The 22634-nt window shown below is 69.5% G+C and carries 22 protein-coding genes; 4 read left to right on the plus strand and 18 right to left on the minus strand.

Annotated elements, in window-relative coordinates; all coding sequences use genetic code 11:
* Positions 1-25: 25 nt before the first annotated feature.
* The 4 genes from dgoD to ABZT18_RS03310 form a co-directional block, all read right to left on the minus strand.
* Positions 26-1174, minus strand: coding sequence for a galactonate dehydratase (gene dgoD, locus ABZT18_RS03295; protein WP_354992152.1), 1149 nt, complete (start codon positions 1172-1174; stop codon positions 26-28).
* Positions 1175-1181: 7 nt separating this feature from the next.
* Positions 1182-1997, minus strand: coding sequence for a carbohydrate ABC transporter permease (locus tag ABZT18_RS03300; RefSeq protein ID WP_354992153.1), 816 nt, complete (start codon positions 1995-1997; stop codon positions 1182-1184).
* Positions 1994-2944 (minus strand): sugar ABC transporter permease, encoded by a 951-nt coding sequence (locus ABZT18_RS03305; protein WP_354992154.1) that lies wholly within the window; start codon positions 2942-2944, stop codon positions 1994-1996. The genes ABZT18_RS03300 and ABZT18_RS03305 overlap by 4 nt, the downstream gene beginning before the upstream one ends.
* 74 nt (positions 2945-3018) lie before the next feature.
* Positions 3019-4200, minus strand: a complete 1182-nt coding sequence (locus ABZT18_RS03310; RefSeq protein WP_354992155.1) for a sugar ABC transporter substrate-binding protein — start codon at positions 4198-4200, stop codon at positions 3019-3021.
* A 243-nt stretch (positions 4201-4443) separates the two neighbouring features.
* On the opposite strand from ABZT18_RS03310, the gene ABZT18_RS03315 reads away from it, so the two are divergent.
* Positions 4444-5220: an FCD domain-containing protein gene (locus ABZT18_RS03315; RefSeq protein WP_354992156.1), complete on the plus strand. Its 777-nt coding sequence runs from the start codon at positions 4444-4446 to the stop codon at positions 5218-5220.
* Positions 5221-5272: 52 nt separating this feature from the next.
* Here ABZT18_RS03315 and ABZT18_RS03320 read toward each other — a convergent pair whose 3' ends face one another.
* The 4 genes from ABZT18_RS03320 to ABZT18_RS03335 are packed head-to-tail and all read right to left on the minus strand — an operon-like array spanning position 5273 to position 9199.
* On the minus strand, positions 5273-6067 hold the full coding sequence (locus ABZT18_RS03320) for an ABC transporter ATP-binding protein (RefSeq protein ID WP_354992157.1): 795 nt from the start codon (positions 6065-6067) through the stop codon (positions 5273-5275).
* A gap of 32 nt (positions 6068-6099) precedes the next feature.
* Positions 6100-7134 (minus strand): iron chelate uptake ABC transporter family permease subunit, encoded by a 1035-nt coding sequence (locus tag ABZT18_RS03325; RefSeq protein WP_354992158.1) that lies wholly within the window; start codon positions 7132-7134, stop codon positions 6100-6102.
* Complete coding sequence (locus tag ABZT18_RS03330) at positions 7131-8174, minus strand: iron ABC transporter permease (protein WP_354992159.1); 1044 nt, start codon at positions 8172-8174, stop codon at positions 7131-7133. The genes ABZT18_RS03325 and ABZT18_RS03330 overlap by 4 nt, the downstream gene beginning before the upstream one ends.
* Positions 8171-9199: an iron-siderophore ABC transporter substrate-binding protein gene (locus tag ABZT18_RS03335; protein WP_354992160.1), complete on the minus strand. Its 1029-nt coding sequence runs from the start codon at positions 9197-9199 to the stop codon at positions 8171-8173. The genes ABZT18_RS03330 and ABZT18_RS03335 overlap by 4 nt, the downstream gene beginning before the upstream one ends.
* Positions 9200-9446: 247 nt before the next feature.
* Between ABZT18_RS03335 and ABZT18_RS03340 the strand changes: the two genes are divergently transcribed.
* Positions 9447-10247: a siderophore-interacting protein gene (locus ABZT18_RS03340; RefSeq protein WP_354992161.1), complete on the plus strand. Its 801-nt coding sequence runs from the start codon at positions 9447-9449 to the stop codon at positions 10245-10247.
* 55 nt (positions 10248-10302) lie between these two features.
* Here the strand turns inward: ABZT18_RS03340 and ABZT18_RS03345 are convergent, their stop codons facing one another.
* The 10 genes from ABZT18_RS03345 to ABZT18_RS03390 all read right to left on the minus strand — a co-directional run bounded on the left by ABZT18_RS03345 (position 10303) and on the right by ABZT18_RS03390 (position 21007).
* On the minus strand, positions 10303-11211 hold the full coding sequence (locus tag ABZT18_RS03345) for a hypothetical protein (protein ID WP_354992162.1): 909 nt from the start codon (positions 11209-11211) through the stop codon (positions 10303-10305).
* A 12-nt stretch (positions 11212-11223) separates the two neighbouring features.
* On the minus strand, positions 11224-12024 hold the full coding sequence (locus ABZT18_RS03350; RefSeq protein WP_354992163.1) for an SDR family oxidoreductase: 801 nt from the start codon (positions 12022-12024) through the stop codon (positions 11224-11226).
* 72 nt (positions 12025-12096) lie between these two features.
* Positions 12097-13401, minus strand: coding sequence for an enolase C-terminal domain-like protein (locus tag ABZT18_RS03355; RefSeq protein WP_354992164.1), 1305 nt, complete (start codon positions 13399-13401; stop codon positions 12097-12099).
* A complete protein-coding gene (locus tag ABZT18_RS03360) occupies positions 13401-14240 on the minus strand; it encodes a fumarylacetoacetate hydrolase family protein (RefSeq protein ID WP_354992165.1) in 840 nt (279 codons plus the stop codon). The genes ABZT18_RS03355 and ABZT18_RS03360 overlap by 1 nt, the downstream gene beginning before the upstream one ends.
* A gap of 109 nt (positions 14241-14349) precedes the next feature.
* The gene (locus ABZT18_RS03365; RefSeq protein WP_354992166.1) at positions 14350-15327 is read right to left on the minus strand and encodes an aldo/keto reductase; all 978 of its coding nucleotides are present in this window, start codon (positions 15325-15327) and stop codon (positions 14350-14352) included.
* Positions 15324-16856 carry a sugar ABC transporter ATP-binding protein gene (locus ABZT18_RS03370; RefSeq protein ID WP_354992167.1) on the minus strand — a complete coding sequence of 511 codons (1533 nt, stop codon included), beginning with the start codon at positions 16854-16856 and terminating at the stop codon, positions 15324-15326. Before ABZT18_RS03370 ends, ABZT18_RS03365 begins: the two co-directional genes overlap by 4 nt.
* Positions 16853-17803, minus strand: coding sequence for an ABC transporter permease (locus tag ABZT18_RS03375; protein ID WP_354992168.1), 951 nt, complete (start codon positions 17801-17803; stop codon positions 16853-16855). The genes ABZT18_RS03370 and ABZT18_RS03375 overlap by 4 nt, the downstream gene beginning before the upstream one ends.
* The gene (locus tag ABZT18_RS03380; protein ID WP_354992169.1) at positions 17800-18873 is read right to left on the minus strand and encodes an ABC transporter permease; all 1074 of its coding nucleotides are present in this window, start codon (positions 18871-18873) and stop codon (positions 17800-17802) included. Before ABZT18_RS03380 ends, ABZT18_RS03375 begins: the two co-directional genes overlap by 4 nt.
* Positions 18870-19958, minus strand: coding sequence for a mandelate racemase/muconate lactonizing enzyme family protein (locus ABZT18_RS03385; protein ID WP_354992170.1), 1089 nt, complete (start codon positions 19956-19958; stop codon positions 18870-18872). The genes ABZT18_RS03380 and ABZT18_RS03385 overlap by 4 nt, the downstream gene beginning before the upstream one ends.
* Positions 19958-21007, minus strand: a complete 1050-nt coding sequence (locus ABZT18_RS03390; RefSeq protein ID WP_354992171.1) for a substrate-binding domain-containing protein — start codon at positions 21005-21007, stop codon at positions 19958-19960. Before ABZT18_RS03390 ends, ABZT18_RS03385 begins: the two co-directional genes overlap by 1 nt.
* 127 nt (positions 21008-21134) lie before the next feature.
* Here ABZT18_RS03390 and ABZT18_RS03395 point away from each other — a divergent pair, with 127 nt between their 5' ends.
* On the plus strand, positions 21135-21854 hold the full coding sequence (locus ABZT18_RS03395) for a GntR family transcriptional regulator (protein ID WP_354992172.1): 720 nt from the start codon (positions 21135-21137) through the stop codon (positions 21852-21854).
* 28 nt (positions 21855-21882) lie between these two features.
* The gene (locus ABZT18_RS03400) at positions 21883-22593 is read left to right on the plus strand and encodes a (Fe-S)-binding protein (protein WP_354992173.1); all 711 of its coding nucleotides are present in this window, start codon (positions 21883-21885) and stop codon (positions 22591-22593) included.
* The last annotated feature ends 41 nt before the right edge of the window (positions 22594-22634 follow it).

Genomic DNA, 22634 nt, shown 5'->3' on the forward strand with positions numbered 1-22634 from the left:
GTGGCGGGATCGAGCGCAGTGCGCTTCACCATTCCGCGTAGGAGCCGTCGGGGTGCCGCCAGGTCGGGCTGCGCCAGGCGTGTCCCCGCTTGTCCGCTGTCCGCACCGCGTGTTCGTCGATCTCGATGCCGAGACCGGGTGCGGTCAGCCGCGACACGTACCCGTCGACGAAGGTCAGCGGAGTCTGGTCGAGGCAGTAGTCGAGCACCTCGGCGCCCTGGTTGTAGTGGATGCCGATGCTCTGTTCCTGGATCAGGAAGTTGGGTGTGGCGAAGCCGACCTGGAGACACGCGGCGAGGGCGATCGGCCCGAGCGGGCAGTGCGGGGCGAGCTGCACGTCGTACACCTCGGCCAACGTGGCGATCTTGCGAACCTCGGTGATACCGCCGGCGTGTGCGAGGTCCGGCTGGGCCACGGCGATGCCGGCCTGCAACACGGGCAGGAACTCCTGCCGGCTGTAGAGCCGCTCCCCGGTCGACACCGGCGTCGTCGTGCAGCGGACGACGTCACCGATCAGGTGCGAGTTCTCCGGCACCACCGGCTCTTCGAGGAAGAACGGCCGGTACGGCTCCAGGAGCGGGGCGACCCGGCGGACGTTGGCGAGGGTGAACCGCCCGTGGAAGTCGACCGCGACGTCCCGGTCCTCGCCGAGGACCTCGCGGGCGACGGCCACCCGCTGCACCACCGCGTCAAGTTCGGCAACTGAGGCAAGCGCGCTCATCCGCCCGGAGGCGTTCATCTTCACCGCGGTCAGGCCCGCCTCGATCCGGGCACTGATCTGGTCGCGGATCTCGGCGGGCTCGTCGCCGCCGACCCAGCCGTAAACCCGGATCCGGTCCCGGACCGGGCCGCCGAGCAGCTGGTGCACCGGCGCGCCGTAGTGCTTGCCGGCGATGTCCCAGAGTGCCTGGTCCAGGCCGGACACCGCGCTGGCCAGGATCGGGCCACCCCGGTAGAAGGATCCCTTGGTCAGCACCTGCCAGTGGTCCTCGATCCGCAGCGCGTCCCGACCTACCAGCACCTCGCTGAGCTGGTGGACGGCCGTGCGTACGGTCTCGGACTGGCCCTCGCAGGTCGCCTCGCCCCAGCCGACGATGCCGGATTGCGTCTCGATCCGGACGAACAGCCAGCGCGGAGCGACCAGGAAGGTCTCCACCTTTGCGATTGTGGTCATGGAGTTGTCAGCCCTTCGTGGCACCGGCGGTGAGGCCGGAGACGACGTACTTCTGCACGAACAGGGCGATCAGCATGATCGGCAGAGTGACCACGGTCGCCGCGGCCATCAGGCCGCCCCAGTCGATGCTGGCGTAGCCGACGAAGTCGAAGATCGCGACGGGAAGCGTCTTCGTGTCGGAGCCGGACAGCACCAGGGCGAACATGAAGTTGTTCCAGGAGAAGATGAAGGAGAGGATGCCGGCGGTCGCGATGCCGGGCACTGACAGCGGGAGGGTGATCCGCCGGAACGCGCCGATGTGGGTCAGACCGTCGACCAGCGCGGCCTCTTCCAACTCGATCGGCAGGCCGTCGAAGTAGCCCATCATGATGTAGACGATCAGCGGCAGCGACACGAACATGTGGCTCAGGATCAGCACGGTGAACCCGCCGACAAGCTTCAGGTTCGAGAAGACGTAGTACCAGGGCACCAGGAGCGAGACACCGGGAATCACCCGGGCCATGAGCACGACGAGCGCGGACTTCTTCATGTTGAAACGGCTCATCGAGTAGGCGGCGGGCACCCCGAGGAGGAGCGAGAGCGCGGTGGCCGCGAAGGCCACCCAGAGGCTGTTGCCGATGAACTGGACATAGTCCGCCTGCTGGAGCACGGTCTCGTAGTTCTTCAGGCTGGGCGAAAATACGAACGCCTTGGCGGTGTCGTAGATGTCCACATTGGTCTTGAACGACGCGGCGATCATCCAGAGCAGCGGCGCCATCAGCGCGAACACCACGACGACGAGCGCCGACGTGCGGAAGACCTGGTACGGCTTGCTCGGCTTCATCGGCCCAGCCCCTTCTTGCGATAGGTGAGGGCCCACATCACCCCGATGATGATCAGGAAGAAGATGATGAGGACGGTCGATGAGACGCCGTAGTCGTTGTAGTCGAAGCTGAGGCCGTAGGCGTACACGTTGAGGGTCTCGACCTCGTGGAAGGAACCGCCGCCCCGCCCCTTGGTGGCGTAGAGGATGTCGAACGTCTTGAGCGCATCGATGCCACGCAGCAGGATGGCGACGATCACCGTGGGCATCAGCAGCGGAAGGGTGACGTGCCGGAACCGCTGCCAACTGCTGGCGCCGTCGATACGGGCTGCCTCCTGCGGCTCGTCGGAGAGCGAGGTGAGCCCGGCGAGCAGGATCAGCACGACCATCGGGGTCCACTGCCAGATGTCGATGAACATCGTGGTCGGCAGGGCCGAGTGCTGGCCAGCCAGCCAGGGCTGGGGGCCGATCCCGATCCAGCCGAGCAACTGGTTCGCCATCCCGATGTTGGGATCGAAGATCAGGCGCCACATCATGCCGACCGCGACCGGAGTCGCCACCAGCGGCAGGAGGATCGCGACGCGGACCCACTTCTCACCGCGAAAGGGCCGCCACAGCAGCAGGGCTATCGCCATGCCGAGAACGACCTCGAAGAACAACACGACGCCGGTGAAGAGAACCGTACGCCAGACCGCCGGCCAGAACCGGTCGGCGTCGCTGAGCACGTCGAGATAGTTCTGGAAGCCGATGAACTCGGACTCGGCGCGCACAGAACCCTCGGCGTCAGTGAGGCTCAGATACCCGGTCCACGCCACCGGGAAGATGATCAGCACGGCGACGAATGCCATGGCGGGTGCGGCGAAGAGCCACTTGCGGTGTTCGTTGGCCCAACGCGACCAGGCCGACGTCTCCGTGGACGTCGGCGGGGCCTCGGCCGAATCGGTGCGGGATGTGGTGACGGCTGACATTGAGATCTCCGGGTTCGGGGGTCAGGTCCCGGCGGGGCGGCGGAGCCCGTCGGCTCCGCCGCCCGGCGGTTGGGCTACTTCGCCTCGTCGTCGAGGAACTTCTGGAACGCCGCGTTGGCCGTGTCCGCCGAGGCGGCGGCGTCCTTGCCGGTGATCGCGTCGACGATCGGCTGACCGACGATCTCTCGCGCCTGAGCCACCTTGACCACCACAGGGCGGTCATGCCCGATCCCGTTGGCGGTGCTCACCATGTTGACCTCGGCAAGGTCCTTCGGGTAGGAGGCGGCGCCTGCCGGGTTCGCCCAGACCGAGGCGCGGGCGCCAGGGACGCCAGCGGTCTGCTGCGCCAGCGCCTGCTCCTTGCCGGCCGCCCACTGGATGAACTTCCAGGCGTTGTCCTTGTTCTCCGAGTTGTCGTTCACGCCGAGCGCCCAGGAGGGGATGTTGTACGGCTTCGAACCGGCCGGACCGGCCGGGAAGGCCGCGAAGCCGACGGTGTCGACGACCTTGGACTTGGTCGGGTCGGTGGCGTTCTTGTAGAGCGAGTTGGCCTCGGTGTAGAAGGCAGCCTTGCCCTGCGTGAAGATCGCCATCGCCTCCGACCAGCTCATGTCGGTGCTGATGTTCTCCGGACCGTGGTCCCTGAGCAGCCCGCCGTAGTAGGCGTACGCCTGCTTGGCCTGCTCGGTGTTGACAGTGGCCTTCCCACTGGCGTCGACGAAGTCGCCACCGAAGCTGAAGAGGAAGCTGGAGAACTGGGTGACGGCGGCAGCCTTGCCGGTACGAGCGACGAAGCCGGCGACGCCGGGGTTGTCGGCCTCGACCTTCGCCGCCTGCGTCTTGAGCTCGTCGAGGGTCTTGGGCGGCGCGGTGAAGCCGGATTTCTGCAGCAGGTCCTTGCGGTAGTAGAGGACCTCCTGCTCGGTGATGATCGGTACCCCGACCACCTTGTCCTCATAGGTCGTCGTCTGCACCGGCCCGGCCTGGAAGTCACTGAATTCGAAGGCGCTGTCGGACTTGGCCTTCTCGCTCAGGTCGGCGAGGTACTTGTTCTTGCCGAACTGCTTCCCCTCCTGCAGGGGCCGGTACATCATCACGTCGAGGTCACTGGACCCGGCGTTCAGCTTGACGTTGTACTGGTCGGAGAGCTGGTCCTCGCCGAGCTGGGTGACTTCGACCTTGAGGCCCGACTGCTTCTCGAACTCCGGCAGGGCCTTCTTGATGTTCTCCGTCCAGACGTGGTTCACCAGAGTCACGCGAACGGTCTTCGAGCCTTCGCCGCCGCCATCGCCGCCACCACAGGCGGCCAGGCCCATGGCTGCGACCACGGCCAGAGAAGTGCCGATTATCGATCGACGTCGCACGCTTGTCTCGCCTTCTGTCGTGGTCACCGCCCCCAAGGGAGCCGCTACCTCGGTGTTACATCCGCTTAACATCGGGATGCTAGGCCGAAAAACCTGATTAATTCAAGAGGTACATCTAACTGATATGATCTTTGCGTGGAACCGTCCTCATCAGAGGTTGCAGCCGCTCAGACCGCCCCTGCCGAGACCGGGCTGCACGCCCGCGTCCTCGAACACCTCGGCACCGCCATCTGCGGCGGCGAGCTCGCACCCGGATCGGTTCTCAACATCGACGATCTGGTCGAGCGGTACACCGTGTCCCGCTCGGTTGTCCGCGAGGTGCTGCGGGTCCTGGCCTCGATGGGGTTCATCGAGGCACGCCGTCGGGTGGGCGTGATGATCCGACCCGCGAGCGTGTGGAACGTCTTTGACCCGCAGGTGATCCGCTGGCGTCTGGCTTCGGCCGGCCGGATGGCCCAGCTGCGGTCGATCACCGAACTACGCACCGCTGTCGAGCCGCACGCGGCCCTGCTGGCCGCCGAACGGATCGGCCATGACGAGGCGAGCGATCTCGTCGGTCTGGCGGCGAAGATGTGGGCCGCCGGCGAGGCCGGTGACGAGGAGCGCTTCCTGCATCTCGACATCGAGTTTCACCGGCGCGTCCTGGTCGCCTCCGGCAACGAGATGTTCGTCCAGCTTCAGGAGCTGGTCGCGGAGGTGCTCACCGGCCGACACAAGCATCACCTCATGCCGCACCACCCGCACGAGCAGGCCCTCCAGATGCATGCGGACGTCGCCCAGGCGATCCAGCGGCGCGACGGTGAGCGCGCCCGGCAGACGATGGTGCAGCTGATGGAGCAGGCGTTCGGCGAGATGAAGTCGTTGTGGGAGCAGACCGGCGTGCCCGACCGGGGCAGCGACCAGACTGCATGATCGACGATCGCCTCCTCATGCTCAGGTGACCGCCTCCGGTCCGTCGCCCAGCTCAACGACCAGGTGCAAGAACCCCAGCGGACGAAACGACGTGATGGCGGCCGATCGGCAGCATCAGCGGCTTACCCGACGTCGGATCGATGATGACCTTGCTTTCCAGGCCGAACACGGCGCGCACGCACTCCTCCGTCAGGACCTGCGCCGGCTCACCCGCGGCGTGCAGCCTCCCATCGGCCAGCGCGATGAGGTGGTCCGCGTACCGGGCGGCAAGGTTGAGGTCGTGCAGCACCATGACGATCGTCGTTCCGCGCGTCTGGTTGAGGTCGGTGAGCAGGTCGAGGACGTCGACCTGATGACTGACGTCGAGGAACGTCGTCGGCTCGTCGAGCAGCAACAGGTCTGTCTGCTGGGCCAGGGCCATGGCGATCCAGACCCGCTGCCGCTGGCCGCCGGAGAGTTCGTCGACCGAGCGGTCGGCGAGGTCCGCCGTCTGGGTCGCGTCCAGGGCCGCCGCCACGGCAGCGTCGTCCTCCCTGCTCCAGCGCGAGAGTACGCGCTGATGCGGATTGCGCCCGCGCCCGACGAGGTCGGCCACGGTGATCCCTTCGGGCGCTGTCGGTGACTGGGGAAGCAGGCCGAGGGTACGGGCCAGTTGCTTGGCCGGCAGCCGGTGCACCTGCTTGCCGTCGAGCAGGACGTGGCCGGCGCGGGGCGCGAGGAGGCGCGACATCGACCGCAGCAGGGTCGACTTGCCGCACGCGTTCGCGCCGACGATCGCGGTGATCTTCCCGGGCGGCACCTCGAGGTCGAGCGAGGAGATGACGACGCGGTCCTTGTAGCCGAGCATGAGACTCTCGACCGCGAGCGTATGAGTGGTGGTCACAGCGAGCCTCCCGCGCGGTTCGTCCGGATGAGCAGGTAGATGAGGTACGGAGCGCCGAGCACACCGGTGACGACACCCACGGGGTAGCGCGTGTCGAAGGCGAACTGGCCGGCGAAGTCCGCGACCAGCACGAGGAGTGCGCCGACCAGGGCGGACGGCAGCAGCAGCGACCCTGCCGGCCCGATGATCCGGGCGGCGATCGGCCCGGAGAGGAACGCCACGAAGGCGATCGGTCCGGTCGCCGCGGTGCCGAAGGCGATCAGGCCGACGGCCGCGATGATGATCAGGATCCGGGTGCGTTCGAGGCGGACCCCGAGCGCCGCCGCCGTGTCGTCACCCAACTGCATCATGGAGAGGTTGCGGGCCTGGCTCAGCAGCACCGGCGCCAGGACGGCCACGGCGATGGCCACCGGAATGGTCTCCTTCCAGGTGGCGCCGTTGAGACTGCCGGTGAGCCAGCGCAGCGCCTCCTGCAGGTCCCATTCGGCGGCCTGGGTCAGGACGTACGCGGTCAGGCTGTCGAGCATGGCGGCCATGCCGATGCCGATCAGGACGAGGCGGGTACCGGCGACGCCGTCCTTGAACGACAGAAGGTAGATGACCAGCGCCACCGCCAGCCCGACGACGATCGCGAAGGCGGACACCCCCGCCCCACCGAGGTGCAGTGTCACGATGGCGAAGGCGGCTGCGGCGCTCGCGCCGGAGCTGATGCCGATCATGTCGGGGCTGGCGAGCGGGTTGCGCAGCATCGTCTGGAAGGTGACGCCGCCGAGCCCGAAGCAGGCGCCGACCAGGATCGCGAGGACCGCCCGCGGTAGGCGGAGCGTGCCCACCGTGAAGGAGGCCCCGGGGACGTCCTCGCCGGCGATCACCGCCAGGACGTCGGCCGGCGGATAGAAGGTGCGTCCCGCCATCAGCGAGACGGCGAACGCGGCGACGACGAGGACGGCGAGGACGATCAGCACGACGAGCCGTCGGCGCGTACGTCGGACCCGGCCGTGGGTGACGGCCTGGAGAGTCGTGGTGCTCACAGCTCGCGTACCTTCTGCCGGCGGACGATGTAGATGAAGAACGGGGCGCCGATCAGCGCCGTCACGATGCCCACATCGATCTCCGCCGGACGTGCCACCACCCGGCCGACGACGTCCGCGGCGGTCAGCAAGGACGCGCCGAGAAGCGCGGAGAACGGGAGCAGCCACCGGTGGTCGAGCCCGATGAGAAGGCGGCACACGTGCGGCACGACCAGGCCGACGAACCCGATGGGTCCGGCGACCGCCGTGGCGGCGCCGCAGAGCAGCACGGAACCGGCGCCCGCGACGACCCGCACCATGGCGACCCGCTCGCCGAGCCCTGCCGCGAGGTCGTCACCGAGCGCGAGCGAGTTCAGGGCTCGGCCCGACAGGAGGCAGATCACGAGACCCACGGCGAGGAACGGCAGAGCCTGCCGGATGCTGTCGTAGGTGGCACCGCCGACCCCGCCGATCTGCCATGAACGGAAGTTGCCGGCAACGTCGTTGCGGGGCAGCACGAAGGCACTGATCAACGACGCGAGCGCGGCGGATGTGGCGGCGCCCGCGAGTGCGAGCTTCAGCGGCGTCGCGCCACCGCGTCCCAGGGAGCCGACGGCGTACACGAAGACGGCCGCGAGGCCGGCGCCGAGGATCGCCACCCAGAGGTAGCTCGTGGGCGAGGAGAGGCCGAACGCGACCATCCCGGTGACCACGGCGAGCGACGCCCCCATGTTCACGCCCAGGATGCCGGGGTCGGCCAGCGGGTTGCGGGTCACGCCCTGCATCACCGCGCCGGCCAGGCCGAGCGCCGCGCCGACGAGCACGGCGAGCAGGGTTCGCGGGATCCGTTTGGTGACAGCGGCCTGTTCCATGGTCTCGTCCACGCCCTGGAACGCGGCGAGGATGTCCGACCAGCCGACGTTACGGGAACCCAGCGCGACCGATGCCGTCATGAGCGCCAGCAGCACCGCTGCCGCGACGAGAAACCACAGCAGGCGCACACGTGCCGGACGCCGCACAAAGGCGGCGTCCGGCAGGGCATGCGAGTCGAGCTGGGTCATGACACCTGATCGGCAGCCTTGGCGAGCATCGCGACGTAGTCGTTCAGCACGAACGGGATGGCCAGCGGGGTCGGGTTCGCCGCGGTGCCCAGCGGGGTGGCGCCGGAGAGCATGACCACCGAGCCGCGCTTGATCGCGGGGATCTTCGACAGCAGCGGGTCGGCCTGGGCGGCGGCGAGGAGCTTGTCGTCACCGTAGGCGACGATGACGTCCACGTCGTTGAAGACCTGGATCTGCTCGGCACTCTGGTTGAGGCTGAACTTGTCCGTGCCGGCGGACAGCGTGGCGATGCTGCCCGGCACCTTCAACCCGAGGTCGGCGAAGAACTGCGCCCGGGTGTCGTGCGTCGTGTAGAAACCGATCTTGCTCAGGTCGGTCGGGTCGACGTGCGTCATGAACATCGCCGACTTCCCCGCCAGCTGCGGGTGCTTCGCGGCGGCGTCGGTCATCTGCTTCTCGAAGTCGGCGATCAGCGCGTCGCCCTCCGCCGCCAGGCCGAGGGCCTGACTCTCCAGCTTGATGGTGTCGCGCCACGCCGTGGCCCAGGGCGCCTCGGGGTAGGCGACGACCGGGGCGATCTTGCTGAGGGTCTCGTAGTCCTGTGCCGTCAGGCCGGAGTACGCGGCGAGGATGATGTCGGGCTGAGTGTCCGCGACCGCCTCGAAGTTGATGCCGTCATTCTCGTCGAACAGCACCGGCGCGGTCCCGCCGAGCGTCTTGAGCTTCTCGGCGACCCACGGCAGGATGCCGTCGCCGTCGTCGTCGCCGAAGTTGGCCTTCGCCATCCCCACCGGAACGATGCCGAGGGCAAGCGGAACCTCGTGGTTCGCCCAGGCCACGGTGGCGACCCGCTTCGGCTTCTCCTTGATCGTCGTCGTGCCGAGCGCGTGCTTGATCGTGATCGGGAAGGCGGCGGAGCTGCCACCGGCAGGGGCGTCTTCGGCCTTCGACGATTCGCCACAGGCGGCGAGCGCCAACGTGGCGGCCAGGGCGACGGCCCCGGCGAGGAAGCGGTTTGCACGCATAGAACAGCACTCCGTTGCTAAGTAAGGGGAGGCTAACCTAACACACGAACGTGAGGTGTTTTCACTCCCCAGGCCGCTGGGGGCGCCGGTCGACAGTCGAGTCACCCAGGGGCGATGCGAGGCGCAGTGAGGGCAGGCTAACCTAAGCCCGGAGGCGCATCGGGGACCGGCGTACGGCCTGGTGTCAGCCGCACCATCGGCTGGCCACCGAGCACGGGTGGTGGCTCACGATCCACGAAGGAGCGACATGTTGACCGTCGACGCCATTCCGGTCGAGGCCACGCTGATCAGGCGCCCGATGCTCGTCGAGGTTGTCGCCAGCCGGCTACTCACGCCCCATCTGCGGCGCATCACCGTGACGGGCGCGGAGCTCGACCGCTTCGCGTACGAGGGGCCGGACCAGCTGGCGCGAATCTTCCTCGCCCCGGCACCCGGGGTCGAGCTGCACCTGCCGGACTCCGAACAGTGGTGGCCCGGCATCCAGGCCATGCCGGCGGATCTGCAGCCGGTGGTCCGCAACTACACCGTCCGGCGGCTCGACGCCGATCGTCGCGAGATGGATATCGACTTCGTGCTCCACGGCGACGGCGGACCGGCGTCCGCCTGGGCACGCAGAGCCGCGCCCGGCGACCGGATCGGCGTACTCAGTGACGGCGCCGACTACGCCCCACCCGCTGACACCGAGTGGCAGTTGCTCGTCGGCGACGAGACCGCTCTGCCGGCGATCACCGCGGCCATCGAGGCGCTGCCCCCGGAAGCACGGGCGATCGCGCTGATCGAGGTGGGTTCCGCAGAGGACGAGATCGAGGTACGCACGCCCGTCGGCGTCACGCTGACCTGGCTGCACCGCGGCGGCACACCGGCGGGCGGCAGTGACGTGGTGATCCGTACGCTGCGCGAGCTGACATTGCCGGCCGGCACGCCGTACGCCTTCGTCGCGGGGGAATCCTCCATGGTCACCACCGTCCGCCGGCATCTGTGCACCGAGCGCGGCATCGCCAAGGAGCGGATCTACTTCGCCGGCTACTGGAAGGTCTCCGCGCACTGAGCGCACGGTGGCTGATGCCGGAGTAACGCTGGCCCCCAGCCGGTGCCGCGCGACCCTACCGGGCGGCGCCGCCCGGTCGACCTGCGCCGGTGGCGGTGGGCCGGTGACCGATGCGGGGAGCCCGCACCACCGGGGAGCTGCTGGTTCCCGGGCGGAAGTCCCGTGCCGCGCTGGCCACCATCTCGTCGGGATCGCGAGCGAGTGCCTGCCGAATGTGCGGCGGAATGACCTCGGATGTCGCCATCGCCAGTCGGACCTGCACCGCACGGTCGTCGACCAGGCGCTCCAGATCCGCCTCGTCCAACTCCACCGAACGGACCAGCGCGGCGCGGACGTCGACCACCGGGTCCGCGGCGAGCGCGCTGCGCTGCTCGGCGGTGGTCCGCGGGTTGCGGGCAACCCCCTTGCGTACGCGTGCGGTGCGATCGGCCAGCAGCGCGGTGATCGCGTCGGGGTCGTGGGTGTGGGTGGCGAGGCGTTCCCGTACCTCGGGTGAGACGTCGTCGGTCAGCTTGGCGGCCAGCTCGGGCTCCAGCTCCCGACTCTCCGCGAGGAGACCGCGAAGCTCCTTGTCCGAGGCCTCTGACATCGTCCGGCGGATCGACTCGTCACAGGCCGGGTTGCTGGCGACCGCCCAGCGGACCCACCGGTCGGCGTCCTTGACGAGGCGCATGAGGTTGGCGATCGAGGCCGAAGGGTTTCTCGCCACAGCCTCCCGGACCTGACGATCATGGTCCCGCGTCAGCGGTCGCAGTGCCTGCGCGGGTGCGTCGGCCCGAGCGGCGACCGCCTTACGGACCATGGGCGACGGGTCGGAAGCCAGGTCGATAAGGGTCATCTGTGGCGTTGTGGGGTCCTGCGCGAGGGTGAGCCGTGCGTCAGCGCTGCCACCGATCGGACGGTGGGCGGTGGTGCCAGACTCGCTCTGACGGTCGGGCTCGCCGACGTCCTGCTGTTTCCCCATGGCGCAATCATGTCACGCGCCCGTTTCGGCGGTGCGAGCCTGACCAGCGGGTGCGGGTGTGACCTGGGCGGGCAGTCGAAGGCCGGACATACCCCCGTCCACAGCCAGAGACGATCCGGTCACCGACCCGGTCGTGGGCGACGCGAGGTAGACCACGGCGGCGGCCACCTCGTCGGCGGTCACCAGGCGCCCGGTTGGCTGGCGCGCAGCGAGCTGCCGCTTCTCCGCCGTCGGGTCGGCCGCGCCGGCGAGCAGGCGGGCCACCCAGGGTGTGTCCACGGTGCCGGGGGCGACACAGTTGACCCGGATCCCCTCCGCCACCAGGTCGGCGGCCATGGCGAGGGTGAGGGCGTGTACGGCACCCTTCGACGCCGAGTACAGAGCACGTCGGGGCAGGCCGATGCTGGCTGCGATCGAGGAGACGTTGACGATCGCCGCGGACGACGACCGGCGCAGGTACGGCAGGGCGACGGCGCTCGTACGGGCCACGCCGGTGACGTTGACGTCGAGCACCCTGCTCCACTGCTCGTCGTCGTTGTCCTCCACCCTGCCCACGGCGGAGATACCGGCGTTGTTCACCAGGATGTCGATCCCGCCGAACGCCTCGGCGACCGAGGCGACAGCCCCGCTGAGGGAGGAACGGTCGGCCACATCCGCCCGGACGCCATGGACGCGAGGGTCCTCGGGCAAACCCGACAGATCCAGGTCCAGGACACCCACCCGGGCGCCGGCGGCCACCAACGCCCGCACGCAGGCGTCGCCGATCCCAGAGCCACCTCCGGTCACCACCGCCACGAGTCCGTCACACCGCATGTTTCTCTCCCATTCCGCTGAGTTGACGCACCGCCGTCAGGAAGGCCGTGCGGTCGAGCGTGTCGAGGTCTGTCAGACCCATGCCGGCCCGTCGGGGTACGCGTACATGGCGAGGCTCTCGGGACGCATCGCGGCGGAGAACCCGGGGGCGGTGGGCGCGACGTAGTGCCCCTCCCGGATCACCACCGGGTCGAGGAAGTGCTCGTGCAGGTGATCGACGTATTCGACGACCCGGTTCCGCGTCGAGCCGGTCACGGCCACGAAGTCGAACATGGACAGGTGCTGAACCAGTTCGCAGAGGCCAACTCCCCCGGCGTGCGGGCAGACCGGCACCCCGTACTTCGCGGCGAGCAGCAGGATGGCGACGTTCTCGTTGACGCCGCCCACCCGGCACGCGTCGATCTGCACGATGTCGACCGCGCCGGCCTGCAGCAGCTGTTTGAACACCACCCGGTTCGCCACATGCTCGCCGGTGGCGACCCGGATCGGCCCGCCGTCGGGTGCGCTGGTGGCGAGGGCCGCACGGATCGCCCCGTGGGCGAGCACGTCGTCGGGGCTGGTCGGCTCCTCGATCCACCACGGGTCGTACGGCGCCAGCTCCCGCATCCGGGCGACCGCCTCGGCGACGTCCCAGCGTTGGTTGGCGTCGAGAGCGATCCGGATGTCCGGGCCGACCGCTTCCCGGGCGATCTTCAGGCGGCGTACGTCGTCGGCGGCGTCCGCGCCCACCTTCAGCTTGATCTGGGTGAACCCGTCGGCCACCGCCTGCTCGGCCAGCCGGATCACCTTGTCGTCGGGGTAGCCGAGCCAGCCGGGCGACGTGGTGTACGCGGGGTAACCCCGCTCGGTCAGCTGGGCGATTCGGTCGGCCCGGCCCGGCTCGGCGGCGCGCAGGATCTCCAGCGCCGCGTCGGGGGTGAGCGCGTCGGTGAGGTACCGCCAGTCGACCAGGTCGACGATCTGCTCGGGGCTCAGGTCGGCCAGGTACCGCCAGACCGGTTTGCCGGCTCTCTTGGCGACGAGGTCCCACATCGCGTTGATCAACGCTGCGGCGGCCAGGTGCATCACCCCCTTTTCCGGGCCGAGCCAGCGCAGCTGCGAGTCGTGGGTGAGCGAACGGGCGAACGCACCGAGATCGACGGTGTCCGGGTCGAGGCCGACGGCGTACGGCACCAGCGCGTCGATCGCCGCCCGGCAGACGTCGTTGCCCCGCCCGATGGTGAAGGTGAACCCGTGCCCGTCCGGGCCGTCGTCCGTGCGCAGCACCAGGTACGCGGCCGAGTAGTCCGGGTCGGGATTCATCGCGTCGGAACCGTCGAGGTCACGCGAGGTCGGGAACCGGACGTCGTACGTGTCGACGGAGGTGATCACGGCCATCAGGCGCTCCGCAGCGTGTTGCGCTGCCGGCCGAGACCGGCGATCTCGACCTCCATCACGTCGCCGACGGCCAGGTACGGGAACCGGCCGGAGAGCGCCACCCCCTGTGGGGTGCCGGTGTTGATGACGTCGCCCGGGTCCAGGACGGTGTACTGGGACAGGTGCCACACCAGGTACGCCACGTCGAAGATCATGTCCTTCGTGCTGGAGTCCTGCCGGGGCTCGCCGTTCACCCAGGAGCGCAGCCGCAGTGCCTGCGGGTCGCCGATCTCGTCGGCGGTGACCAGCCACGGGCCGAGGGGTTGGAACGTCTCGCAGGACTTGCCCTTCGACCACTGGCCGCCGGAGACGGCGAGTTGGAAGTCTCGCTCGGAGACGTCGTTGGACAGCACGTACCCGGCGATGTGCCCGAGGGCGTCGGCCGGCGAGGCGAGGTAGCGGGCCCGCCGGCCAATGACCACCGCCAACTCCACCTCCCAGTCGGTCTTCGTCGATCCCCGCGGAATCAGGACGTCGTCGTGGGGGCCGACGACCGTGTTGGGCGCCTTGTAGAAGATGATCGGGGCGGTCGGTGGCTCCGCGCCGGACTCGGCGGCGTGCGCGGCGTAGTTCTGCCCGACGCAGAGGACCACCCCGGGTCGGGCGATCGGCGCGCCGACCCGCTGACCGGTGATGTCGATCTCGGGCAGGTCGGTGGCCTCGCGGACCCGCTGGACGGCGTCGCCGGCGAGGAACTCCCCGTCGATGTCAGCGGTGAGCGACGAGAGGTCGACGTGCCGTCCGTCGACGTACAGCACGGGGCGTTCCCGCCCCACGGGCCCGACGCGCATGAATCTCACGAACCAACCTCCAGTGCATAGGTACGAATCGCGGTGCCGGTTCGGCTCCACGCCCCTGCGGCGAGCCAGGGGTGGTCAGCGGCCCACAGGTGGTGCTCCGCATCGATGGTCAAGGCGTCGGCACGTCCCTCGGTAGCAGACCCTCGGCCTTGAGATCTGCCCACAGTGCGCCGGGCACGTCCCACTCGAACATCGCCACGTTGTCGGCGACCTGCTCCGGGTCGCGGGCGCCGATCACCACGCTGGCGACCGCGGGATGACCAAGCGGGAACTGGATCGCCGCGGCCCGCAGGGGCACGCCGTGCCGCTCGCACACCGACCGGATCGCCGTGGCTCGGTGGAGCAGCTCCTCGCCGGCCGGGACGTAGTCGTAGTGGGCACCCGGCCTCGGGTCGGCCAGGAGGCCCGAGTTGTAGACCCCGGCGGCGAGGATCGAAATCCCCTTCTCCTGGCACAGCGGCAGCAGCTCGTCGAGACCGGACTGGTCGAGCAGGGTGTACCGGCCGGCGAGCATAAAGCAGTCGAAGTCGCCGGCGTGGGCCAACTCGACCAGCGCCGGGGCCTGGTTCATCCCGGCGCTGACCGCGCCGATCTCGCCCGCTTCCCGCAACCGCACCAGCGCCGGGTACGCCTCGGCGACCGCCTCGGCGAGGTGGTCGTCCGGGTCGTGGATGTGTGCGATGTCGATCCGGTTCAGCCCCAACCGGGTCAGGCTCTCGGCGTGTGAGCGGCGCACCCCGTTGGCGGAGAAGTCGAACCGCGGCGCGAGGTCGGTCGGCTCGGCCCAGAACTCCTGCCCGTCGCCTCCGTTGGGCAGGAGCAGCCGACCCACCTTCGTGGAGAGGGTGAACGCGCTCCGCGGCTTGCCGGCGAGGATCGCCCCGGCCCGCCGCTCAGAGAGGCCGCAGCCATAGAGCGGGGCGGTGTCGAAGTAGCGCAGCCCGAGGTCCCAGGCCGCCTCGACGGTGGCGTGGGCGACCTCGTCACCGACGGCGGTGAAGAGGCCACCGATCGGGGCGAGCCCGAGCCCGAGCCGGGTCACGGCCACGTCGGTACGCCCCAGGGTCACCTGTTCGGTGGCCTTCACGCGGCGACCCCCTGCCCGTCGTGGATGAACCGGATCACCGACTGGCTCATCCGGTCGTAGTCGTGGTCGTTGTCCAGTTCGCCGACAATGGCGAACTCCCGCATCACCGCGATCCGGTCGGCGAGGGTGACCATCTCCGGCAGGTCCGACGAGATCAGCAGGATGGCCATGCCCCGCGCGGCGAGGCCGGCGATCAACTCGTGGAAGGCCGCCTTGGTGCGGACGTCGATGCCGACGGTGGGTTCGTCGATGATGAGGACGTCGCAGTCGGCCGCCAGCCACTTGGCCAGGCTGACCTTCTGCTGGTTGCCACCGGAGAGCTGGCCGGCGTGCTGATCGGGCGAGGCGAGTCGGATGCCCAGCCGATCGGCGTACTCGTCGACCAACAACCGCTCCGCCCGATCGCGGACCAGTCCCAGCCGGGCCAGCCGGCGCCACACGGTCACCGCGGTGTTGCGGGCGACGGTCTGGTCGAGGAAGAGGCCCTCCTCCTTGCGGTTCTCGGTGACGTATCCGATCCGGTACCGGTACAGGGCGTCGCCCACGTCCCGGATCCGGGCCGGGCGCCCGTGCACCCGCACCTCGCCGGCGGTGATCCGGTCGAGTCCGAGGAGCGCCTTGGCCAGCTCGCTGCGGCCGGCGCCGACCAGCCCGTACAGGCCGACGATCTCACCGGGGCGTACGGCGAGGCTGACGTCGTGGTGGCCGGCGGTGGTGGCGACGTGATCGAGCGCCAGCACCGGTTCGGCGTCCGCCGCGACGGTGCGGGTGGCGAGGTGCACCTGCTGGTACGCCCGGCCAACCATCAGGTCGACGATCTGCTCGCGGCTGTGGTCGGCGAGGGACTCCGCCTCGGCGACGCTGCGCCCGTCGCGCAGCACGGTCACCGTGTCGGCGACCGCGAAGACCTCTTCCAGCTTGTGGCTGACCAGCACCGTGGCGTGGCCCCGCTCCGACAGCCGACGCACGATCCCGTATAGCCGGTCGGCCTCGTCGTTGGTGAGCGACGCGGTCGGCTCGTCGAGCAACAGCACGGTCGAGTCGGCCGACAACGCCTTGGCGATCTCCACCAACTGCATCTGGGCCACCGACAGCCGCGACACCGGCAGGTCGGGGTCGAGGTCAAGGTCGAGCAGGTCGAGGCAACGGCGTGCCTCGGTACGCAAGGCCGCCCGGTCGAGCAGGCCGGCGCGCCGGGGCAGGTTTTGCAGGCAGATGTTCTCCGCGACGGTGAACGCCGGGATCAGGTTCCGCTCCTGGTGCACCACACCGATGCCGGCCCGCTGGGCGTCCTGCGGGTTGCCGAGCTGCACCGCGCGCGGCTGCCCGTCCGGCCCGGGCAGTCGCAGCTGCCCGCCGTCCGGCCGGTAGACCCCGGTGAGGATCTTGATCAGGGTGCTCTTGCCGGCGCCGTTCTCGCCGAGCAGCGCGTGCACGCTGCCGGCGGTCAGGGTCAACGTCGCCTCGTCCAGGGCACGCACCCCGGGGAATGTCTTGACCAGTTTCTCCGCGGACAGCACGACGCTCATCGCCAACCTCCGGACAGCTTGTTCCGGAACTGACCGAGCAGCACCGCACCGAGGACGACCGCGCCGATGATGAGGTCCACCCACCGCCGGTTGATGTCGAACTGCGACTGGCTCACGTCGACCAGCCGCACCAGGAAGGCCGCGAGCACCGTGCCGGTCACGCTGATCATGCCCCCGGCCAGGGCGACCCCACCGATGATCGGCGCGGCGAAGCTGGGCAGCAGCAGGTCGTCGCCGATCGAGGCGTTCACCGACCCGAAGGCGGCCACCACGATCACGGCGGCGAAACCGGCCAGCAGGCCCGACAGGGTGTGGGCCAGCACCAGCGCCCGGTCGTTGGAGATGCCCGACAGCCGGGCGGCGAACGGGTTGCCGCCGGAGGCGAGCAGGTGCCGTCCGGGCACGGTGCGACGGAAGAAGAGTGCCGTCGCGACCGCGATCGCGACCGCCAACAGGAAGACCACGGGCACGCCGGCCAGGGACGCCTGCCCAAGCTCCCGCAGGCCGGGCGAGTAGCCCTGGTAGGTGCCGGTGCCGTTCACCCCGTACCGCAGCCCCTCCAGGATCGTCATGGTGGCGAGGGTGACGATGAACCCGTTTATTCGGGTAAAGATCACCAGTAGACCGTTGACCAGTCCGACGGCGGCGCCGAGGGCCAGCGCGGCGAGCACCGCGACCGGGGCGGGCAGCCCGGCGTCGACCATCAGCCACCCCGAGGCCACCGCGCAGAACCCGGTGAGCACACCCACCGACAGGTTCATCTGACCGACGGCGAGCACCACCATCTGGGCCAGGCCGATGACGATCGGCAGGGCGAGGAACCGCAGGAACGCGTCCAGGGTGCCGGCGGTGAGCAGGTTGAAGTCGGTGGCGACCGCGAGCGCGGCGAACCCGACAGCGGCGATCACCGCGAGGGTGAACTCGTTGGTCCGGATCAGGCTCCTCATGATGTCGACACCGCCCTTCGCTCGGCGATCACAGCCCGAAGCCGGTCCAGCGACAACGCCGCGAGCAGGACCAGTCCGATATAGAGCTTCAGCTCCTCCAGGGAGAACTGCAGCAGGTTGAGGCCCTTGTAGATGACCTGGGTGAGGGTTGCGCCGAGTGCGGTGCCGAGGACGCTGACCGCCCCACCGGCGAGCAGTGTGCCGCCGAGCACCGGGGCCAGGAACGACGGCAGCAGGAACGACTCACCGATGTTGGCCGAGAAGGCCCCGTTGTTGGCGGCCAGCAGGAAACCGGCCAGTGCGGCGAGCAGCCCGCTCAACGCGTGCGCGGCGACGACTCGGCGGTGCGTGGGGATGCCGGACAGCTTGGCGGCGACCGTGTTGGAGCCGGTCATCAGGATCTCCCGCCCCAACCGGGCATGCCGGAACAGCAGCCCGACGCCGAGCGCCGCGGCCACCGCGATCGGCACGATCAGCGGGATCCGAGGTCCGCAGACGTCGCCCATGCAGTAGTCGGCGAAGGTGTCGAAGCGCAAAGCGGCCAGCCCGCTCGGCTGCACCGCGAACGCCACCCCGCCGGTCGCCCACGTGTAGAGGATCGTGACCAGACCCAGCAGCCCGAAGTCGAGCGCGAGGGTCACCACGAAGGAGTTCACGCCGGTCTTGGCGATGAGCAGGCCGGCGAGCGCGCCGATGCCCGCCCCGACGACGAGACCCACCAGCAGCCCGACCAGCAGGGGTACGCCGAGCCGGTCGTAGGCCAGGCCCATCGCGAAGGTGGACAGCGCGGCCATCCGGCCGACTGCCATGTTCATGTGCCCGAGCGAGAGCACAGCGAGCTGGGCCAGACCGACCACCACGTACACGCTGATGTCGGCCTGTAGCGGCGCGAGCGTGAGGCGGGGATCGAGGAACGCGGGGGTCAGCGACGAGAAGAGGACGACCAGCACGGCGATGACGATGAGCAGCCCGAGCCGGGGGTTCGCCCAGACCGGTAGGGCCCGGGCCGGCGGCCTGGGGTCGGCGGCCGGAGGCACCGCTGGCGCCTCCGGCGCTGTTTCCGTCTTCACGCCACCCTCCTGTCCTCGATCGCGTCGCGGTCCCAGTCGATGCCGAGGCCAGGCTCGCCCGGGGCGAGCGCGTGGCCGTCGACGATCGCGACCTCGGTCCGGGTGATCGCGCGCAGTTGCGGGATGTGCTCGACGTAGCGGCTGTTCGGCACGGCCGCGCAGAGGCTCACGTGCAGCTCCATGAGGAAGTGCGGGCAGACGACCACGTTGCAGGCCTCGGCCAGATGCGCGACCTTGAGCCACGGGGTGATGCCGCCGATCCGCGCGACGTCGACCTGGACGATGCCGGCGGCCTGGCGGCGCAGGTACTCGGCGAACTGGCCGATCGAGTACATCGACTCCCCCACCGCGACCGGGATGCTGGTCGCGCGGGCGAGCAACTCGTGCCCGGCGACGTCGTCGGCCGGCAACGGCTCCTCGAACCAGGCGAGCCGGTGCGGTTCGAGGAGCCGGGCTCGGCTGATCGCCTCGGCGGCGGTCAGTGACTGGTTGGCGTCGACCATCACGTCGAAACCGTCGCCGAGGGCCGCCCGGACCGCGCCGATCCGTGCGGCGTCCTCGGCCGGGTTCGGCTTGCCCACCTTGAGCTTGACGCCGGGCCAGCCGGCCGCCTGGGACTCCTTCGCCCCAGCGACCAGCTCGTCCTCGGTGAGGTGCAGCCAGCCACCTTCGGTGTCGTACAGCGGGATCCGCTCCTTGGCGCCGCCGGCGAGCACCCACAGGGGCAGTCCGGCGGCTCGGGCGCGCAGATCCCACAGCGCGGTGTCGACCGCTGCGAGAGCCAGGGAGGTGATGGCACCCACCGCGGTGGCGCGGGTAGCGGCATGCAGGTCACGCCAGACCGCCTCCACCCGGGCGGCATCGCGGCCGACCAGGTGTGGCAGCAGGTAGTCACGCAGCAGCGCGAGCACCGCGGTGCCACCGGTCCCGATCGTGTACGCGTACCCCGTGCCGTGCCCGCCGTCGACCGTACGCACCTCGACGAAGATCGTTTCCTGCTTGAGGAACGCCTGCACCGCGTCGGTGCGAACGGTCTCGACGGGGATGTCGACGAGGTACGCCTCGGCCGTCGTGATCTTCGACATCAGCTGCACTTGAGGAGGTCGCCGTCGAACTTCTTCCTCAGTGCGTCGGTGGTCGCGGTGCGGTCGGTCTCGTAGCCCTCCAGGTTGTCCTTGGTCACCACGAACGATCCGGAGTCGATCGTCACTCCGGGTTCGGCCATCGTGCAGCCGCCGCTGAGCTTCATCAGGGCGTACGAGCCGACACGGGCCTGGCCGACCGGGTTCTGCAGGACGGTGGCAGCCACCCACCCGCCACGAAGTCCGTCGAGGACCGCCGGGTCGTCGTCGATGGCGATGACCTTGATGGGCAGCTTCGACTGGCGCACGCCTTCGGTGGAGGCGACCGCCGGGTTGTAGGCGGTGTTCACGATCGCCTGGATCTGCCGGCCCTTGGCGGCGAGCAGGTCGGCCACGGCCTTCTGGGCGCTCTGCAGGTCCTTGTCGATGTCGGTGACGCTCTGGATCAGCACCACCTTGCCGCCGGTCTCGGCGACCGCCTTCTCCACGCCCTTGATCCGGCGCTGGGTGTTGGAGTCGACCTTGTTTCCGGTCAGGTGCACCAGGTTGCCCTGACCGCCAATGGAGTCGATGGCGGCCTTGGCACCCTTGTACGCGGCGACTTCCACGTCGGTGGACAGGCAGAAGTCGGCCTTGTTGTCCCCAGCCGGGCAGGAGGCCAGGGAGGCGACGGGGAAGCCCTGCCGCTTGAGGTCCTCGAAGGTGGAGTTGATGTTGTCCGGTGAGACACCGAAGACCCCGAAAGCGTTGTACCCCTGGGCGGCCAGCGACTTGAGCACGTCGTTCTGTTTGGTCTGGTCCCAGCCTGCGGTCTCGTTGAAGGTGACGTCGCCGAGTGCGAGTTCCGTCTTCGCCGTGCCCCCGGCGTCCTTCCAGGGCTGGAAGTACGGGTGCGAGCCGCCGGGTACGAGCGCGACCTTGACCTGCGCTGGTTCGCGACCGCCGGCTTCGGTGTCGGTGGCGTCGCTCTTCTTCGTGCAGGCCACGGTCGTCGTGGCGAGGGCCAGGACGGTGAGGCCAGAGCCGATCCGGGACAGCGTGCTGCGCGGCATGAACGTCTCCTCGGGGGTGGTGGTGCGGCGGAGGCGAAGCGGGGGAAACCTATTTCCTATAGGATGTTGCTTTGCTAGTGTGTACTCGCTCACACCGGCACAGTCAAGGGGTTACTTAGGAGACGAGATGGCCCAGCAGGAAGCTCGCGAGGGTCGACTCCGTCCCGCCCGACGACTCACCCTCGCCGAGGACGTCTACGAGTCGATCAAGACGCTGGTCATGGACCACATCCTTCCCCCCGGCGAGCGGGTCAACATAGACGCTCTCGCCCGGGAACTCGACGTCTCCCCCACACCGGTGCGCGAGGCCCTCGCCCGGCTGGAAGCCGACGGCCTGGTCCGCAAACGCCCGCTGTCCGGCTACACCACCACGCCCTTGCTGAGCCGGACAGAGTTCGACGACCTGTTCGACGTCCGCCTCCTGTTGGAGGGCGCCACCGCCGGCCGGGCCGCCGCGCACGCCTCCACCGAGGCGCGGCAACGAATCAGCGCCGAGGCGGCGGCGCGCATCGACGTGGAGGCCGGCGACGGATACCGCCGACACGCCGCCTTCACCGCGCTGGACGCGAAATTCCACGACCTCATCGCCGAGGTCGCCGGCAGCCCACTGCTGCGCGACAGCATCACGCGACTGCACTCGCACCTGCACCTGCACCGGCTGTACTTCCCGGTCGCTGGCGCTCCGGACACCAACACGGAGCACCAGCGCATCGCCGCCGCCATCGCCGCCGGCGACTCCGCGGCGGCCGCCGATGCGATGCGGGCCCACCTGACCGCCGCACGGGAGCGCCACCTGCCCGCCTTCGAACGGCTTCCCGACCCCGGCGCACCGCGCGACCCGGTGTGACCCACCCCGAGACATCCGAGGAGCCGCCATGCGGATAGCCCTCTTCATCACCTGCGTCAACGACATCGCATACCCGGCCACCGGCATCGCGGTCACCCGCATCCTGCGGCGACTCGGCCACACCGTCGACTTCCCCACCGGCCAGACCTGTTGCGGGCAGATGCACGCCAACACGGGCTACCGGGCCGAGGCGATGCCCCTGGTGCGCAACTACGTCGACGTCTTCGACGGGTACGACGCCATCGTGGCGCCGTCCGGGTCGTGCACGGCGATGATCCGCGACCAGTACCCGCACCTGTACCCGCCGGCCGCATCGGTGGCCGCCCGCACCCACGAGCTGTCCGAGTTGCTCGTCGACGTCCTCGGCGTCACCGACGTCGGTGCCGAGTTCCCGGAGACGGTCACCTACCACCCCACCTGCCACGGCCTGCGCATGCTGCGGCTCGGCGACCGACCGCTGCACCTGCTGCGCCAGGTGCGCGGGATCCGGCTCGTCGAGCTCGGCGACGCCGAAGAATGCTGCGGCTTCGGCGGCACGTTCGCCCTGAAGAACCCGGACGTCTCCACCGCGATGCTCACCGACAAGTGCGCCCGGGTCCGAGAGACCGGAGCACGGGTGCTCGCCGCCGCCGACAACTCCTGCCTGGCGCACATCGGGGGCGGCCTCGACCGCCACCGGTCCGGCGTGCGGGCCGTGCACTACGCCGAGATCCTCGCCGCGACAGGGGCCACCTCATGAACCGTCCCGGCGTGGACCGGTCTGGCGGGTCGGTCGCGCCG

Origin of the sequence: Micromonospora sp. NPDC005291, assembly GCF_040607415.1 — a bacterium.
Classification (GTDB): Bacteria; Actinomycetota; Actinomycetes; order Mycobacteriales; family Micromonosporaceae; genus Micromonospora.